The 14,544-nt window shown below is 64.4% G+C and carries 16 protein-coding genes, 1 tRNA gene and 1 pseudogene; 8 read left to right on the plus strand and 10 right to left on the minus strand.

What is annotated here, in order from left to right:
* The 7 genes from ribD to ABYW26_RS02460 form a co-directional block, all read right to left on the minus strand.
* The coding region (gene ribD / locus ABYW26_RS02430; protein WP_372603169.1) for a bifunctional diaminohydroxyphosphoribosylaminopyrimidine deaminase/5-amino-6-(5-phosphoribosylamino)uracil reductase RibD at positions 1-1,058 on the minus strand (1,058 nt) is incomplete at its 3' end.
* 23 nt (positions 1,059-1,081) lie between these two features.
* Positions 1,082-1,549: a transcriptional regulator NrdR gene (nrdR, locus tag ABYW26_RS02435; RefSeq protein ID WP_372603152.1), complete on the minus strand. Its 468-nt coding sequence runs from the start codon at positions 1,547-1,549 to the stop codon at positions 1,082-1,084.
* A 99-nt stretch (positions 1,550-1,648) separates the two neighbouring features.
* Positions 1,649-2,062: a secondary thiamine-phosphate synthase enzyme YjbQ gene (locus tag ABYW26_RS02440; RefSeq protein ID WP_372603153.1), complete on the minus strand. Its 414-nt coding sequence runs from the start codon at positions 2,060-2,062 to the stop codon at positions 1,649-1,651.
* A 55-nt stretch (positions 2,063-2,117) separates the two neighbouring features.
* Positions 2,118-2,594 (minus strand): hypothetical protein, encoded by a 477-nt coding sequence (locus ABYW26_RS02445; RefSeq protein ID WP_372603154.1) that lies wholly within the window; start codon positions 2,592-2,594, stop codon positions 2,118-2,120.
* 51 nt (positions 2,595-2,645) lie between these two features.
* Positions 2,646-4,676: a capsular polysaccharide biosynthesis protein gene (locus tag ABYW26_RS02450; RefSeq protein ID WP_372603155.1), complete on the minus strand. Its 2,031-nt coding sequence runs from the start codon at positions 4,674-4,676 to the stop codon at positions 2,646-2,648.
* A gap of 7 nt (positions 4,677-4,683) precedes the next feature.
* Positions 4,684-5,808 (minus strand): polysaccharide biosynthesis/export family protein, encoded by a 1,125-nt coding sequence (locus ABYW26_RS02455; RefSeq protein WP_372603171.1) that lies wholly within the window; start codon positions 5,806-5,808, stop codon positions 4,684-4,686.
* Positions 5,809-5,912: 104 nt separating this feature from the next.
* Positions 5,913-7,205 carry a capsule biosynthesis protein gene (locus ABYW26_RS02460; protein ID WP_372603156.1) on the minus strand — a complete coding sequence of 431 codons (1,293 nt, stop codon included), beginning with the start codon at positions 7,203-7,205 and terminating at the stop codon, positions 5,913-5,915.
* Between the two features lie 193 nt (positions 7,206-7,398).
* Between ABYW26_RS02460 and ABYW26_RS02465 the strand changes: the two genes are divergently transcribed.
* The 6 genes from ABYW26_RS02465 to ABYW26_RS02490 all read left to right on the plus strand — a co-directional run bounded on the left by ABYW26_RS02465 (position 7,399) and on the right by ABYW26_RS02490 (position 11,414).
* The gene (locus tag ABYW26_RS02465; protein ID WP_372603158.1) at positions 7,399-8,004 is read left to right on the plus strand and encodes a riboflavin synthase; all 606 of its coding nucleotides are present in this window, start codon (positions 7,399-7,401) and stop codon (positions 8,002-8,004) included.
* A 116-nt stretch (positions 8,005-8,120) separates the two neighbouring features.
* Complete coding sequence (gene ribB / locus ABYW26_RS02470) at positions 8,121-9,218, plus strand: 3,4-dihydroxy-2-butanone-4-phosphate synthase (protein ID WP_372603159.1); 1,098 nt, start codon at positions 8,121-8,123, stop codon at positions 9,216-9,218.
* Between the two features lie 3 nt (positions 9,219-9,221).
* Entirely contained in the window at positions 9,222-9,770 is a 549-nt protein-coding gene (locus tag ABYW26_RS02475; RefSeq protein ID WP_372603160.1) for a 6,7-dimethyl-8-ribityllumazine synthase, read from the plus strand.
* A complete protein-coding gene (gene nusB, locus ABYW26_RS02480) occupies positions 9,767-10,219 on the plus strand; it encodes a transcription antitermination factor NusB (RefSeq protein WP_372603161.1) in 453 nt (150 codons plus the stop codon). The genes ABYW26_RS02475 and nusB overlap by 4 nt, the downstream gene beginning before the upstream one ends.
* A 104-nt stretch (positions 10,220-10,323) precedes the next feature.
* Positions 10,324-10,638 carry a hypothetical protein gene (locus ABYW26_RS02485; protein ID WP_372603163.1) on the plus strand — a complete coding sequence of 105 codons (315 nt, stop codon included), beginning with the start codon at positions 10,324-10,326 and terminating at the stop codon, positions 10,636-10,638.
* A gap of 320 nt (positions 10,639-10,958) precedes the next feature.
* Positions 10,959-11,414, plus strand: a complete 456-nt coding sequence (locus ABYW26_RS02490; RefSeq protein WP_372603164.1) for an MmcB family DNA repair protein — start codon at positions 10,959-10,961, stop codon at positions 11,412-11,414.
* 1 nt (position 11,415) lies between these two features.
* Here the strand turns inward: ABYW26_RS02490 and ABYW26_RS02495 are convergent, their stop codons facing one another.
* On the minus strand, positions 11,416-11,625 hold the full coding sequence (locus ABYW26_RS02495) for a DUF6324 family protein (RefSeq protein ID WP_372603165.1): 210 nt from the start codon (positions 11,623-11,625) through the stop codon (positions 11,416-11,418).
* Between the two features lie 129 nt (positions 11,626-11,754).
* On the opposite strand from ABYW26_RS02495, the gene ABYW26_RS02500 reads away from it, so the two are divergent.
* Together ABYW26_RS02500 and ABYW26_RS02505 are read left to right on the plus strand one after the other, a co-directional pair.
* A tRNA-His gene (locus ABYW26_RS02500) sits at positions 11,755-11,831 on the plus strand.
* Positions 11,832-11,919: 88 nt separating this feature from the next.
* Entirely contained in the window at positions 11,920-12,543 is a 624-nt protein-coding gene (locus ABYW26_RS02505; protein ID WP_372603167.1) for a CDP-alcohol phosphatidyltransferase family protein, read from the plus strand.
* Here the strand turns inward: ABYW26_RS02505 and ABYW26_RS02510 are convergent.
* Entirely contained in the window at positions 12,540-14,300 is a 1,761-nt protein-coding gene (locus tag ABYW26_RS02510; protein ID WP_372603168.1) for an ABC transporter ATP-binding protein, read from the minus strand. The genes ABYW26_RS02505 and ABYW26_RS02510 overlap by 4 nt on opposite strands.
* Positions 14,293-14,544: pseudogene (locus ABYW26_RS02515) on the minus strand (protein tyrosine phosphatase); the annotation flags it as partial. The pseudogene ABYW26_RS02515 and the gene ABYW26_RS02510, both read right to left, overlap by 8 nt.

Consider the following 14,544-nt stretch of genomic DNA (forward strand, 5'->3'; position numbering starts at 1 on the left):
CGGTGCAGCACGTCGCCGCCCACCACCTGCGTTTCGACCAGGTCAAAGCGCGGGGCCTCGGCCAGCGCGTCTAGGCCCATCGCGCCGATGGCGGGGCGGCCTTCGGCGCCCAACGCCAGCCCAGCAGTAAAGCCGACCAGTTCATCAACCAGACCCGCGCCCAGCAAGGACGCCGCCAGCGCGCCCCCGCCTTCGCAGAACACCCGCGTCAGCCCGGCCTGTCCCAGCGCCGTCAACAGCGCCGCCGGGTCCAGCCGCCCGCCTTTGGCGACCGCGACCGGGATCAGCTTTGCCCCCAGCGCCGCCCATTGCGATTGCAGATCGGGCGCGGCGCTGTCGCCGTGGCACAGCCACAGCGGCACGTCCCGCGCCGTGCGCGCCAGAACACCATCCAGCGGCAGATCAAGCTTGCGCGCACAGACCACGCGCACCGGTTGCCGGGTCACGCCCAACCCCCGCACCGTCAGCGACGGATCATCGGCCCGTGCCGTGCCGCCGCCAACCATCACCGCATCGTGCCGCGCCCGCATGGCATGGACCAGACGCCGGGCCTCCGGCCCGGTGATCCACTGGCTTTCACCGCTGGCGGTGGCAATGCGGCCATCGAACGAGGTCGCCAGTTTCAGCGTCACCATCGGCCGCCCAACCTGACGCGACAGCAGGAAACCCTTGTGATCGTCGCGGGCCCGGGCCTCAAGCACACCGGTGGTCACGTTGATCCCCGCCGCGCGCAGCATCGCATGGCCGCCGCCTGCCACACGCGGGTCGGGGTCCTGAACCGCGCTGACAACACGCGCCACGCCCGCCGCGATCAGCGCCTCGGCGCAGGGCGGGGTCTTGCCGTGATGGGCGCAGGGTTCAAGGCTGACATAGGCGGTGGCACCGCGGGCCTGATCGCCGGCCTGGGCCAGCGCCACGACCTCGGCATGAGGGCGGCCGCCCGGTTGGGTCCAGCCGCGACCGACGATGCGATCTTCGCGCACGATCACACAGCCCACGGCCGGGTTGGGCCAGCAATGCCCCATCCCGCGCCGCCCCAGTGACAGGGCCAGCGCCATGTATCTGCTGTCGTCCGGGCTGCTCACTCTTCGGGCTGCACCGAGGGGCGCAATTCGCTGACGAATTTATCGAAATCGTCGGCGGCCTGAAAGTTCTTGTAGACGCTGGCAAAGCGCACATAGGCCACGGTGTCGATCCGGGCCAGGCTTTCCATCACGATCTCGCCGATGGTTTTCGAGGGGATGTCGGTTTCACCCAGGCTTTCCAGGCGGCGCACGATACCCGAGATCATCTGATCCATGCGTTCCGGCTCAACCGGCCGTTTTTGCAGGGAAATCCGCACCGAGCGTTCCAGCTTGTCGCGGTCGAAATCTTCGCGGCGACCGTTGGATTTGATCACGACCAGATCGCGCAATTGCACGCGTTCATAGGTGGTGAACCGTCCGCCACAGGCCGGGCACAGGCGCCTGCGCCGGATCGCAACGTGATCCTCGGCAGGGCGTGAATCTTTGACCTGTGTGTCGATATTTCCGCAAAACGGGCAGCGCATGGCCCCTCCTCGGTGTTGATCCCAAGTTATCCACAGCCACTATAGGTCAGCCGCTAGGGTTTGGGTAGGGGATAAATTTGGCGCAATATATTGGGGAGATCAGCCCAGATGCGCCGCCACCTGACGGGTATGCGGGGCGGTGCGGTGCTCGAACAGATAGAGGCCCTGCCACGTGCCCAGCAACGGCCGGCCATCCTTGACCGGCACGCCAAGACTGACCGGCAGCAGCGCCGCCTTGATATGGGCGGGCATGTCGTCGGGGCCTTCGTAGGTGTGGGTCAGATAGGCCATCGATGGGTCGGAGGTAGGCGGCACCAGCCGGGCAAAGAAATTCCGCAGATCGGTCTGCACCTCGGGGTCGGCGTTTTCCTGAATGACCAGCGAACACGAGGTATGGCGCACGAACAGGGTCAACAGGCCCTCGCCACGATGCGGCGCGCACCAGTCGCGCACCTGCGCGGTGAATTCATACAGGCCGGGGCCGCGGGTTGGGAGGCTGAAAATCGTCTGCATGGCCGGTGCGCTGGGGGCCGCGTGTCAGAAAGCGGGGAAAGAAACCGGTGCTATCCTAGTCAGGCTGGCCGGACTCGACAAGAAAGTTGCCGTCGATGACTTCGACCTCATAGCAATCCGACCCGAACTGGAAGGCGATCATGTTCGCGCCGGGCTTTTTCAGCGACAGGAAGACCGCGCCGGACTGAGACTCGGCCTCGGCCAACAGGGCCGCATCCGGGGCGAGGGTATAGCCGACGGTATAGGCACCACCTGCAGCCGGGTCGCGGTATTGCGGTTTGCTCAGGTAAATCCGGGTGTCACCGGGTTTGTGCAAGTGGTTCATCACAAAGTCACCGGCGGCGCACCAGTAATTCTCGGGACCGGCACCGGTCAGGCCGCGCACGGTAAAGGCGGCCGGATCGGCGGCGTCTTTGAACACCATCAACTGGTTTGAGGCGACAAACCAATCGCGTGACGACGGGGTGCCCGGGGCGACCGTGCATCCGGCGGTAAGCGCAAGGGCCAGAACTATGGAAAGTTTGTGTTTCATGCGCGCAGGGTGCGCCCAAATTGCCCGCCAGACAAGTCACAATCCGGCGATTTACCTGCGCCAAAGATGCGCATATGAGGCCAGCGCCCCCTGCGCCTTGGCCAGCATCCGGTTGGCGGCACCAGGGCGGGGAATATCGGCCTGTTCCAGCCGCAGCGCGGCGATTTCGGGCGGGCAGGGCTGGTCTGTCACCGGGTCGAAATAGCGCGGATAGCCGATCAGCGCCGCATGGGCGAATTGCGCAAGGCTGGGCCGTGCCTGCCGCCGGGCGGGCACCCGGCCCAGATCGCGGGTCAGCCCCCAACCGGCATAGAATGGCGTGCCAAGACAGGTAACGGGCACCTCGCGCAACAGCGCCTCGAACCCCAGTGTCGAGGTCAGGGTCCAGACCTCGTCCACCTCGGCCAGCAGGGCGATCGGGTCGGCATTGGTGGCGACGACATCGGCCAGCCCGGCCAGATCTGCAGGGGCCACGACCCCAAGGCGCAGACCGGCCTCGACATCGGGATGCGGTTTATAGATCAGCACCGCCTCGGGGTTTTCGGCCCGCACATGGGCCAGCAGGTCCAGATTGCTGCGCACCACGTCGGTGCCGGTCAGGATCGAGGCGTCATCCTCGACCTGTCCGGGCACCAGAATGCGGTGGCCCGGCGGCAATTCGGGCAGGCTGCCGCCCAGATTGTATTTGCTCAGACCGGCGCGGGTCAGCCGCGCGATCAGCTGTTCGGCCCGGTGCTGTTCCGCTGGCGGCAGCGCCGCCGAGGTTTTCACCAGCCGCTCGAACCGGCTTTCGTGGCGCGGGTCGTAATAGATGCCCAGATCGTCCAGAACCAGCGACAGGGGCGGAATCAGATCGGCCCCCAACCCGCGCGAGCGCAGAAAGCCGTCCTCGACCCGGACCGTGCCGGGGCGGGCGTCCTCGGCCTTGCTGGCCCAGACCATCGTGCGGCGCTTTGACCGTTCGGCTGTCTGTTCGGCTCGCGCTAGCGGATCGACATAATGCACCGCGCCAAAGAACCGTTGCAGCGGCTTGCGCTTCCACAGCCGCATACCGCTGGCGACCCAGCCCTGATGATCGTCGCGCCATGCGCGGGCCTGTGCATGAAGCGTGTCGATGGCCTGTTCCAACTCGCACAGCTGATCGCGGTAGGGGTCATACCATGTCGGGGCAAGGATCATCGCCGCCGCGAACAGTTGCGGGCGGGTCAGGATGCGCTGCCGCCGGGGGGCCGGGTTTTCGTCCTGTGTCAGACCCCAGCCGCCATAGAACGGCTGGCCAAAGACCCGGGGCTGATGCCCGGCCAAAATCGCCTCGAACCCCAGTTGCGAGGACACGGTATAGACCGCGATCGCCCCCTCCAGCAGCGCCCAGGGTGAAACGGGGTCGGAAAAGAACGAAATCCGGCCCTGCGCCTGATCGGGGCTGAAATGGCCCTCGCGCTGACCGGCGGCGGTTTCAGGATGGGTCTTGATCAGGATGCGGGCGCCGGGATGTTCGATCTGGGCAAAGGCCAGCATCTCGCGGAAGGTGGCGCGGGTGGCGTTTGACGCCGTGACCGAGGCATCGCCCGCCGTCTGGTCGATCACCAGAACATAGCCCGGCGGCGGCACCGGTGTTGCCGGGTCAAAGGCGTTGTATTTCGACAGATGCAGGTGGCGCAGCCGGGTAATGCCGTCGCGGGCGCGGTTCAGCAGCGCGGTGTCGTCCAGCGGATGCGTGGCCAGCAGGGTTTCCAGATCGCTGGGCGTGGTCGGGTCGAAATGCACACCGCCCTGATCCAGCATCAGCCCGATCGGCGGTCCGCCCCCGGCGCGCCCCGGCAGGACCGAGCGCAGGAACGCGTCCTCGACCCGCAGGATCGGCGCGTCGGTGTGGCGGGCGACGGCCTCGCCCCGTGGGGCGGTGGGGGACTGACCCCAGACCCCGATCATGTCGCCTTGGCCGGGCCTGCCCAGTTTGATCTGATAGCCCGACAATTCCAGAATGCGCCGCACCCGGCCTTGGGTCAGGAAACCGCCATTATAAACGAAAAGCCGCCGGGGAGGTGCAGTGCCCCGGCGGCTTTCATCAATCTGGCCCATATCGGGTTTACTGCCCGGCGAGGGCTTGCAGCGAATTCGCCGAGGACGCGGCGCCGGTCAGAACGCTTAGCGTTTTGGTCCACTGCACATAGGGCGCCTCGGTCACATAGACCGTATCGCCATCGCGGATCACGAAATCGCGGGCCTGGAACATGCCGGTGGGCTCGGTCAGGTCCAGCACATAGGCAAAGCGCTGATCGCCGACCAGATCCGAGCGCCCAAGCACCGCGTTGGCGATCTCGGAGGGCTCATTTCGGAAGATGAACACGCCGGTCGGATCGGCCAGACCCGAGTTCAGACCGCCGACCTGAGCAATCGCCTCAAGCGCCGACAGGGTCTGGGTCTGGAACGGCACGCGGTTCTGGCGGCCAGTGGCCCCCAGCGCCGAGAACGCCCGGCTGTCCTGTTCGACCAGAATGCGGTCGCCGCCGCGCAGGGCGATGTCCATTTCGGGGTGATCGTAAAGGTCTTCGAACCAGATCTCGCCACGCTCGCCGCCACGGATCACGGTGATATGCGCGACTTCGGTCGGGATCATGATACCGCCCGCCGAGGCCAGCATCGCCGACAGGGTGCGGTTGGGGCGTTCGATCGGATAGACGCCTTGCGCGCCGACACCGCCGACCACCGTCACGGTCGAGCCATCGCCGGCCAGACGCCGCACCACGACCTGCGGGTCAGGGGTCTGGGCGTCCAGTTTTTCGGTGATGATCTGGCGCAGACGCTCGGGCGTGTTGCCCGCGGCGCGGATGCGGCCAGCATAGGGAATGAAGATATAGCCAGCGCCATCGACCTGAACCTCGTCCAGAACGCTGGCGTTCACGCCCTTGCCGGACAGCAGCCCGTCATCGACGTTCTCATAGATCGTCAGGCCCAGCGTGTCGCCGGGACGGATCGTATCCGAACCCACAACACCGGCTTTCAGGAATTTCGACGAGAACCCCAGCGCCGGCAGCACCGCTGTTGCGCGCGTCACCCGGTCATTGACGGTGACGATAAAGGCATCACCCTCTTTCTGGACAGAGCCTTGATAAATCTCACGTTTATTCGGCCCAGACCGGGGCAGTCCACAGGACGCAACGGTTGTGGCCAACGCGATAAGCGCCAGAATTCTGGCCCCACGGGATGCCATGATGTTCACTGCTCTGCTTCCTCGAAGTTGAAATCTGCCTGAGGTTTTTTTTGTAACCCTACAGAATCCCAACTTAAAAAGCCAGTAGGCGTTTCGTTCGGCGCTTATTTCACGACCTGCAACTGTTGCCGGGGCGCCGCGCTGCCGAGGCGCAGGGCGTCATAGGGATCTTCGGTCGCCAGCATCATGTCCACGACCTGTCGCAAAAGCTGTCTGCGGGCGCGGGCCGAGTAGAAACCGCCGGGGATTTGCGAGGTCTCCAGCAGGTAGCGGCGATAGTCGTGATAGGCCCGGCGATCAGGACGTCCGGGCTGGGCGAAGAACTCGGGCAGGGGCAGGGGCGAGACGAATTCCGGCTTGGCATAGACCGCATCGCCGAACACTTTCAGCGGGATACCGCGCCACAGCACCTGTTGCGCGGCGGTCGAGTTGACCGTCACCGCCGTGCGGGCATGGTCCAGCAATTGCGCCAGCTTGCCGCCGCGCACGTAATGCACCCGGCCCGTGACATCATGCTTGGCCGCCAGCCGCCGGATTTCCGACCTCAGCGGCACCCGGCCATCCTCAAGCGGATGCGCCTTGAACACCAGATGGTGGTGGCCCGGCGCGCCCTCGGCAAAGCCGGTGATGCACAGGTCCAGAAAGTCGGTCATCGTGTCGAACGGGCTGTGCGCCTGAAAGCTGGAATCATGTTCCAGTTGCAACAGCGCCAGATGATAGGGAAAGCCGCCGAACTTGATCCGTTGCGTCGCCAGAAAACGGTCGATGGCGATGGCGGGCATCAGCAGCAGGCGCTTGAGATACAGCTCGAATTCCTTGCGCACGGTCAGGGCGCGGTGCGGGCGGAAATGCCGGTAGGGGCCGTTCCGGAACATGACAAAGTAATGATACAGCGCGCCGTAAAAGATGTGCTGGCGCATGTCGCCCCAATGGGCGGGCGCGTCGGGCTGATCGGGGTCGATCTTTTGCAGCGCCTCGCGCATGTCTTCGACGCTGAGATCCATCAGACGCGAATGGCCATTGGCGCCGCCGCGTTCATAGGTCACCCAGAAGGGCCGCAGATAGCCCTCTTCGAACACATGCACCCGCAGACCCGCCGCCTTGGCGTAGTGAATCGCCTGAGCATGGATCGGCCTTGTGTCGCCATAAAGCGCGATATCGGTGATCTGGTGTTGCTGAACCAGCGCCTCGAAGGCCGCGGGCCAGTCCTCGGCCGGGCCGTCATAGGGGATGTAATTCGCGGCGCGCAGCCAAAACGCCTCGTCCCCGCGGTTAAAGCCGACGCGCCACACCTCGGCCCCGGCCGAGCGCAGCATCTTGCCCAGCCGGTAAAAGAACGGCCCGTGTGGTCCCTGCAAAAACAGGAAACGCCGGTCTTTTCCCAACGTGTTTTTCATCGGCCTGCCTGTCCGGTCCTATGGTTTCGCCCTGCATGTCCCCTGCCGCTTTGGGTGGGTTTTGTCACGCATTTGCTGACGTTATGCAGGAAAAAAGGCAGTTTTAGGGCTGGGTTTGCGTGTTTTCTGGGGCTTGCCTTGCCCTCGGCCAAGACGGTAGCTAACGGTAAGGCCTTAACGAAAGGGCAGCTATATGTTCACGGGCATCATCACAGATATCGGCACCATCCGCGGCCTGACCCAAAAGGGCGACCTGACGGCGCGGATCGGCACGTCTTATGCGCCGGGCGGCATCGACATGGGCGCGTCGATCGCTTGTGACGGCGTGTGCCTGACTGTCGTGGCCAAGGGTAGCGACGATCAGGGCAACTGGTTCGATGTCGATATTTCGGCCGAGACCGTGAGCAAGACCAATATCGGCGGCTGGGCGTTGGGCCACCGCATCAATCTTGAGCGCGCGCTGCGGCTGGGCGACGAACTGGGCGGCCATATCGTGTCGGGCCATGTCGATGGCGTTGCCGAGGTCGTGTCGGTCGCCGACGAGGGCGACAGCACCCGCTTTCGCTTTCGCGCGCCGCAGGCGCTGGCGAAATTCATCGCGCCCAAAGGCTCGGTCGCGCTGAACGGCACCTCGCTGACCGTGAACGAGGTCGAGGGCTGTGAATTCGGCGTCAATATCATTCCGCATACCAAGCAGGAAACCACCTGGGGCGCGGCCCGGATCGGCGACCGGATCAATCTGGAAATCGACACTCTGGCCCGTTACGTGGCGCGGCTGGCCGACTGGCAGGCCGCCTAGACACGGGCGGCTTGCGCCGTGCTGTGCATACACACACACCCAAGCGCCATTGCTGCACTGGTCAAGCCCTGCCAGTTGCAGTATTCCGGCGCCGAACCATGAACAGGCAATGCGACATGACTGACACCTACGCAGACGCGATCAGCCCGATCGAAGAAATCATCGAAGACGCGCGGAATGGCCGGATGTTCATTCTGGTCGATCACGAGGACCGCGAAAACGAAGGCGATCTGGTGATCCCGGCGCAGATGGCCACGCCCGAGGCGGTGAACTTTATGGCGCTGCATGGTCGCGGGCTGATCTGCCTGTCGCTGCCGGGAGCCCGGATCGACGCGCTGGGCCTGCCGCTGATGGCGTCTTACAACTCGTCCCGTCACGAGACCGCGTTTACCATCTCGATCGAGGCGCGCGAAGGCGTGACCACCGGGATTTCCGCTCATGACCGCGCCCGCACCGTGGCCGTGGCGATCGACCCGACCAAGGGTGCCGCTGACATTGCCACGCCGGGCCACGTGTTCCCGCTGCGCGCCCGCGAGGGTGGGGTGCTGGTGCGCGCTGGCCATACCGAGGCCGCTGTCGATGTCAGCCGTCTGGCCGGTCTGAACCCGTCGGGCGTGATCTGTGAAATCATGAACGAAGACGGCACCATGGCGCGTCTGCCCGATCTGGTGGTCTTCTCGAAAAAGCACAAGCTGAAGATCGGCACGATCTCGGACCTGATCGCTTATCGCCGTCGCCACGATAACCTTGTGAACGAGGCGTTGGTCAAGCCGGTGACCTCGGCCTATGGCGGCCATTGGATGATGCGGGTCTTTACCGACGAAACGCAGGAAGCTGAGCATATCGTTCTGACCAAAGGCGACATCAGCACGCCCGAGCCGGTTCTGGTGCGGATGCACGCGCTGAACCCGCTTGAGGACGCGCTGGGCCTTGGTCCCAAGCCGCATGACGAATTGCCGCGCGCGATGCAGACCATCGCCGCCGCCGGTCGCGGTGCGGTCGTTCTGCTGCGGGACACGTCGATGCGGCTGGCCAATGCCGAAGACGCCGCCCCGCCGAAACTGCGGCAATACGGTCTGGGCGCGCAGATCCTTGCGGCGCTAGGCCTGCATGAGGTGATCCTTGTCACAGACTCGCCGCTGCCCAAGGTCGTCGGTCTGGACGGCTATGGTCTGTCGATTGTCGGCACGCACAAGATTGACAGAGAGGGCTAAGCCATGGCCGGACACGAGACCCACTATACGCTGGACCTGCCCAAGTTCGACAAGCCCGCTAAGGTGCTGATCGTTGTGGCACCTTATTACAAGGACATCGCCGACAACCTGATCGCCGGGGCGCGGGCCACGCTGGACGAGGCCGGTGTCGCGCATGAGCTGATCGAAGTGCCCGGCGCGCTGGAAGTGCCGACCGCGATTGCGCTGGCGCATCGGCAGTCGAACTTTGACGGCTATGTTGCGCTGGGCTGCGTGATCCGTGGCGAGACCACCCATTACGACACGGTCTGCAACGACAGCTCGCGCGGGCTGACGCTGTTGGGTCTGCAAGGCGCCTGTGTCGGCAACGGCATCCTGACCGTGGAAAACCGGCCTCAGGCCGAAGTGCGGGCCGATCCCGCCGAGATGAACAAGGGCGGCGGCGCGGCTGCGGCGGCGCTGCACCTGATCGCGCTGAGCCGGAAATGGTCGGCCGAGACCAAAGGCGTGGGCTTTCGTCCCGTCGGATCGTTCCAGATAGCAGGCGACAGCGAAGGACCGGCCAGCGTATGAGCACCCGTCAAATGAAATCGGCCGCGCGCCTGTATGCCGTTCAGGCGCTGTTCCAGATGGAGCATTCCGGCCAGGGCGTCGATCAGATCCGCGAAGAATTCGAAACCCACCGTATCGGCGCTGTCTATGAAGGCGACGAGATGGCCGAGGCTGATATCGACCTGTTCCGCACCACGCTTGAGGATGCGGTGAACTGGCAAGCCAAGATCGACCAGATGACCGACCGCGCCCTTGTGGCGAAATGGCCGATTGCCCGGATTGACCCGACGTTGCGGGCGCTGTTCCGGGCTGCGGGGGCCGAACTGGTTGCCGGCAAAGCCCCGCCCAAGGTGGTGATCTCGGAATATGTGGACGTGGCCAAGGCGTTCTTCCCCGAAGGTCGCGAGCCGAAATTCGTGAACGCGGTGCTGGATCATATGGCGCGCGAGGCCAAACCCGAGGCATTTTGACGATTTTTCAGGCTGAAAGCCGCCTGCGTCGCAGCGGCACCGTTGGAAAATCGCTGCGGCGACCCCATACTTATCTTGTTGCCTCGCAATAAGGAATCAAAGCCATGCCGCAGCTTGTCCGTCTTTATATTCGCCAGATCCTGATCGGGTTCGCCCTGTCCGCCGTGTTTGTCACCGGCTTGCTGTGGCTGAACGTCGCCAATCTGGGCCATCTGGTCAGCACCTCGAATATGGGGCTGGTGGCCGCGCTCATGTTGTTCATGTTCAACGGCATCGTGTTCGCCGGGGTTCAGTTCGGCATCGCGGTGATGCGCATGGCCGATCACGGCTCGGATTTCGGCGGTGGCAAGCGCCAGCCGCAACAGGCCTTTAGCCCGGCCTTGGTGCCGGTGCGGGTGCGCGACGACCGTCGGCGCTGAGATCACCTGAATAAAAGCAAAAGGCGGCACTTGGGGCCGCCTTTTTTGTTGGTGTGGCGAGAACCGCAGCAGCCGTAGAGGCAACTAATTCCCGAGGACCTGTATGTACAGGTGGGCACCAGGTAACTGAACCAGGGTCCAGACAGAGCCAGCTCCCTCGGATTTGCTTAAGGCCACCGGAATTTGACCCCGACACGAGCAGAGCAGAAACCCGCCACCAACGGTATCTAGGCGCGCAGGGTCGGGGCGGCAAGAGGGTTGATGTCGCGGTCGGCAAAAATCGTCTTGCCAGATGTTCATGAATTGTTCATGTTTTTGCGATGACCAAGACCCTTCAACCCGGACAGATTCTGGCGCGCGGCGTCTGCCGCCACCTCAGCAGCTATGATTTCGTCACTGTCGTCGAATTGGTGCCGACCCCCGGCTTGCGGGTCGATGTCATGGCGCTGGGCCCCAAGGGCGAGGTCTGGGTGATCGAATGCAAATCGTCGCGGGCGGATTTTCAGGCCGACAGCAAATGGCAGGGGTATCTGCCGTGGTGCGACCGGTTTTTCTGGGCCGTGGACGAGGCGTTCCCGACCGATCTGTTGCCCGCCGATACCGGGCTGATTTTGGCCGATGCCTATGACGCCCAGATCGTCCGCATGGCGCCCGAGGACGCCCTGTCGGCACCCCGGCGCAAGGTGGTGACCCGAACCTTCGCACGCCATGCCGCACGGCGCCTGCAGGCGCTGCGCGACCCCGGCCCGGCGCAACGGTTGGCGCAGGGCGTCTAGGTTATTTCTTGCCCTTGCCGGGTTTCGCGCCCATGGCGCGCGCCCGGGCCGCAGCCGCCAGAATTTCTTCGGCGATTTCTTCGGCTTCTTCGGGTTCGAAATCCAACGGCAGTTCAAGGCCCTCGGCCTCAACGTAAATCCGCACCATGCCCAGCGTGGTCGGGCCGATTTGCAGATTGGCGGCGATTTCGCTTTGTTTGTCGATGCCCATGATCCGGCCTCCTGATTGATTGCGATCAGGTATCGCGTTGCCGAGCGCGAGACAAGGGTGCTGCTGGGTCAGATTTCACGCCGTGCCCTCTTGCAAAGCGGTGACGCAGGGGGTAAATCGCCCCGCAGTGCCGCCTTAGCTCAGTTGGTTAGAGCGCTGGATTGTGGATCCAGAGGTCCCCTGTTCAAGCCAGGGAGGCGGTACCATTTCCTCACATTTTCTTTGGTTTGGTCGGTTCCGGCTTGTATCGGCTGTGGTTTTCGCGGGAAATCCCGTCAGACAGGAGCCCCCCCGATGCTTGATGCCGCCATGCGCAAACTGATTGATCCGCCGCTGAATCGGCTTGGCGCCGGGCTGGCGCGGGCCGGGATCAGTGCCAATGCGGTGACGATGGCCGGGCTGGCGCTGGGTGTGCTGGCGGCGGCGGTGATCGCGCTGGGCGCGCCGGGATGGGCGTTGCTGCCGCTTTTGGCCAGCCGATTGGCCGATGGGCTGGACGGCGCGGTGGCGCGGGCCACCCACAAGACCGATTTCGGAGGCTTTCTGGATATCACCGCCGATTTCCTGTTTTACGGTGCGGTGCCGATGGGGTTCGTCTGGCTGGATCCGGCGGCGAATGGGGCTGCGGGGGCATTCCTGCTGACCAGCTTTTACGTCAACGGCGCCAGCTTTCTGGGCTTTGCGGTGCTGGCGGAAAAGGCCCGGATGCAGACCAGTGCCCGCGGGGTGAAATCGTTGTATTTCACCGGCGGATTGCTGGAAGGCACTGAAACCATCGCGTTTTTCGTGGCGCTGTGCCTGTGGCCGGATTGGTTTTCGCCGCTGGCATGGGGCTTTGGGGCTTTGTGTTTCTTTACCGCCGGATCGCGGGTTCTGCTGGCACGCAAGCTGTTTCCGGGTGGAATGGACGACGCTTAGGAATCGCTGGCGAACTGAAGCTGATACAGGCCGGAATAGACGCCGCCTTGCGCCAACAGCGCCTCATGCGTGCCCTGTTCGACGACGCGGCCCTTGTCCATCACGATAATCAGGTCGGCATCCCGGACCGTGGCCAGCCGGTGCGCGATGACCAGCGTCGTGCGGCCCTTGGACAGGCGCTCAAGCGCCTCTTGCACTACGCGCTCGGACTTGGCGTCCAGCGCCGAGGTGGCCTCGTCCAGCAGCAGAATCGGCGCATCCCGCAGCAGGGCGCGGGCGATGGCCACACGCTGACGCTGGCCGCCGGACAGGTTGGTGCCGCGCGGTCCGGCAGGGCTGTCCAGACCATTCGGCAGGCCGGGCAGGAAATCGGTGATATGGGCGGCGTCCAGCACCGCGTTCAGCTGGTCCTCGGATACATCGGTGCGGCCCAGCAGGATATTGTCGCGCAGGGTTTCGTCGAACAGCAGCGCCTCTTGCGACACCACCGAGAACTGGCTGCGCAGATCGTCCAGCGCCAGCGTCTCGATCGGGACGTCGCCAAGGGTGACGGTGCCGGATTGCGGCTCGATCAGGCGGGTCAGCAGGCTGAACACCGTGGTTTTCCCGGCGCCCGAGGCCCCGACCAGCGCGGTCATCTGCCCGGCCTTGGCAGTCAGGGTCAGGCCGTTCAGCACCGGCGTTTCGTCATAGCCAAGCTGCACGTCGCGCACCACGATATCCAGCGCGCCCGCAGGGGCGGGCAGGGTGGCGGGCTGGGCCGGGCTAAGGATGGTCGGGCGCTCAAGGAAGACCGCGTAAAGGCGTTCGAGGCTGGCCAGCGCCGTTTGCCACGCGCCCGAGACATTGTCGATCCGGCGCAGCGGTTCGAACACCAGCGCCATAGCGGTGAAAAAGCTCATGAACTGGCCGACGGTCTTGGTGCCGTCCATGATTTGCAGGCCGCCGTAAACCACGACGCCCAGAAAGCCCAAGCCGGCGATCACATCCATCAGCGCCGGAATGGCGGCGCGCCCGGCCTCGGACCGGATCGAGGCATCGACGAACCCGTCCAGCGCCTCGTCAAAGCGGCGGTTCTCGCGGGCTTCCATGCGGTTCAGGCGGATGGTCGGCACGCCGTGAAAGATTTCATCCAGCCGGGTCGAGATCGTCGCCGCCGAGCTGCGCGCCTGCCGCGCCATACCGCGCACCCAGTCCTGCAACCGGGTGATCGGCAGCACCAGCAGCGGCACACCGGCCAGCGCGATCACTGTCCACAGCCAATCCACCGACAGCGCCACCGCGAACAGCGAAAGTGTGGCGATCACGTCGCGCCCCGCTGCCGCCAGAATATTCGACCATAGCGTCGCCAGCGCGTTGGTGTCGCCGCGCACCCGTTCAATCAGGTTGCCGGGCGGGGTTTTCTGGAACCACGCCAGATCCAGCCCCAGCATATGCCGCACCATGTCGCTTTGCAGATCAGCGGTCAGCCGTTGCCCGACCTTGGCCATCAGCACCCGCTGACCAAACCCTGACAGCGCCCGCAGAACGAACACCGCGAAAATCGCTCCTGCGATCCACGGCAGGGCGGCGCGGTTGCGGGCGACGAACAATTCGTCGAACATCGGCCCGATGGTATAGCTGAGCGCCCCCATCATGCTGCCTTCGATCCCCATCAGGAACAGCGCCGCGAAGATCAGCCCCAGAAACCGTCGCAGATACCCGCCCCACAACCAGCGCAGGATCAGCTTGCCGTCCGTATGGGCGGGATCAACCATTGCGGCCCCGCTTGCGGCTTTCGACAAAGGCGGCGGTCAGGGCCTTGGGGTCGTATCGGGTTTCGAACCACTGGCGGATTGGCATCGGGTCTGTGGCGATGTCGGCCTCGTATTGGTCCAGCAGGAAGTCCAGCACCCCGGTGCTGTCATTCTTCAGATGCATATAGCGCAGGCTGAGCATCTTGCGGGCGTCGGCGACCGATTTGTTTTCCACATGCAGCAGATACAGCGCCGAGGCCAGACC

The organism is Actibacterium sp. (assembly GCF_041584535.1).
GTDB lineage: Bacteria > Pseudomonadota > Alphaproteobacteria > Rhodobacterales > Rhodobacteraceae > Actibacterium_D.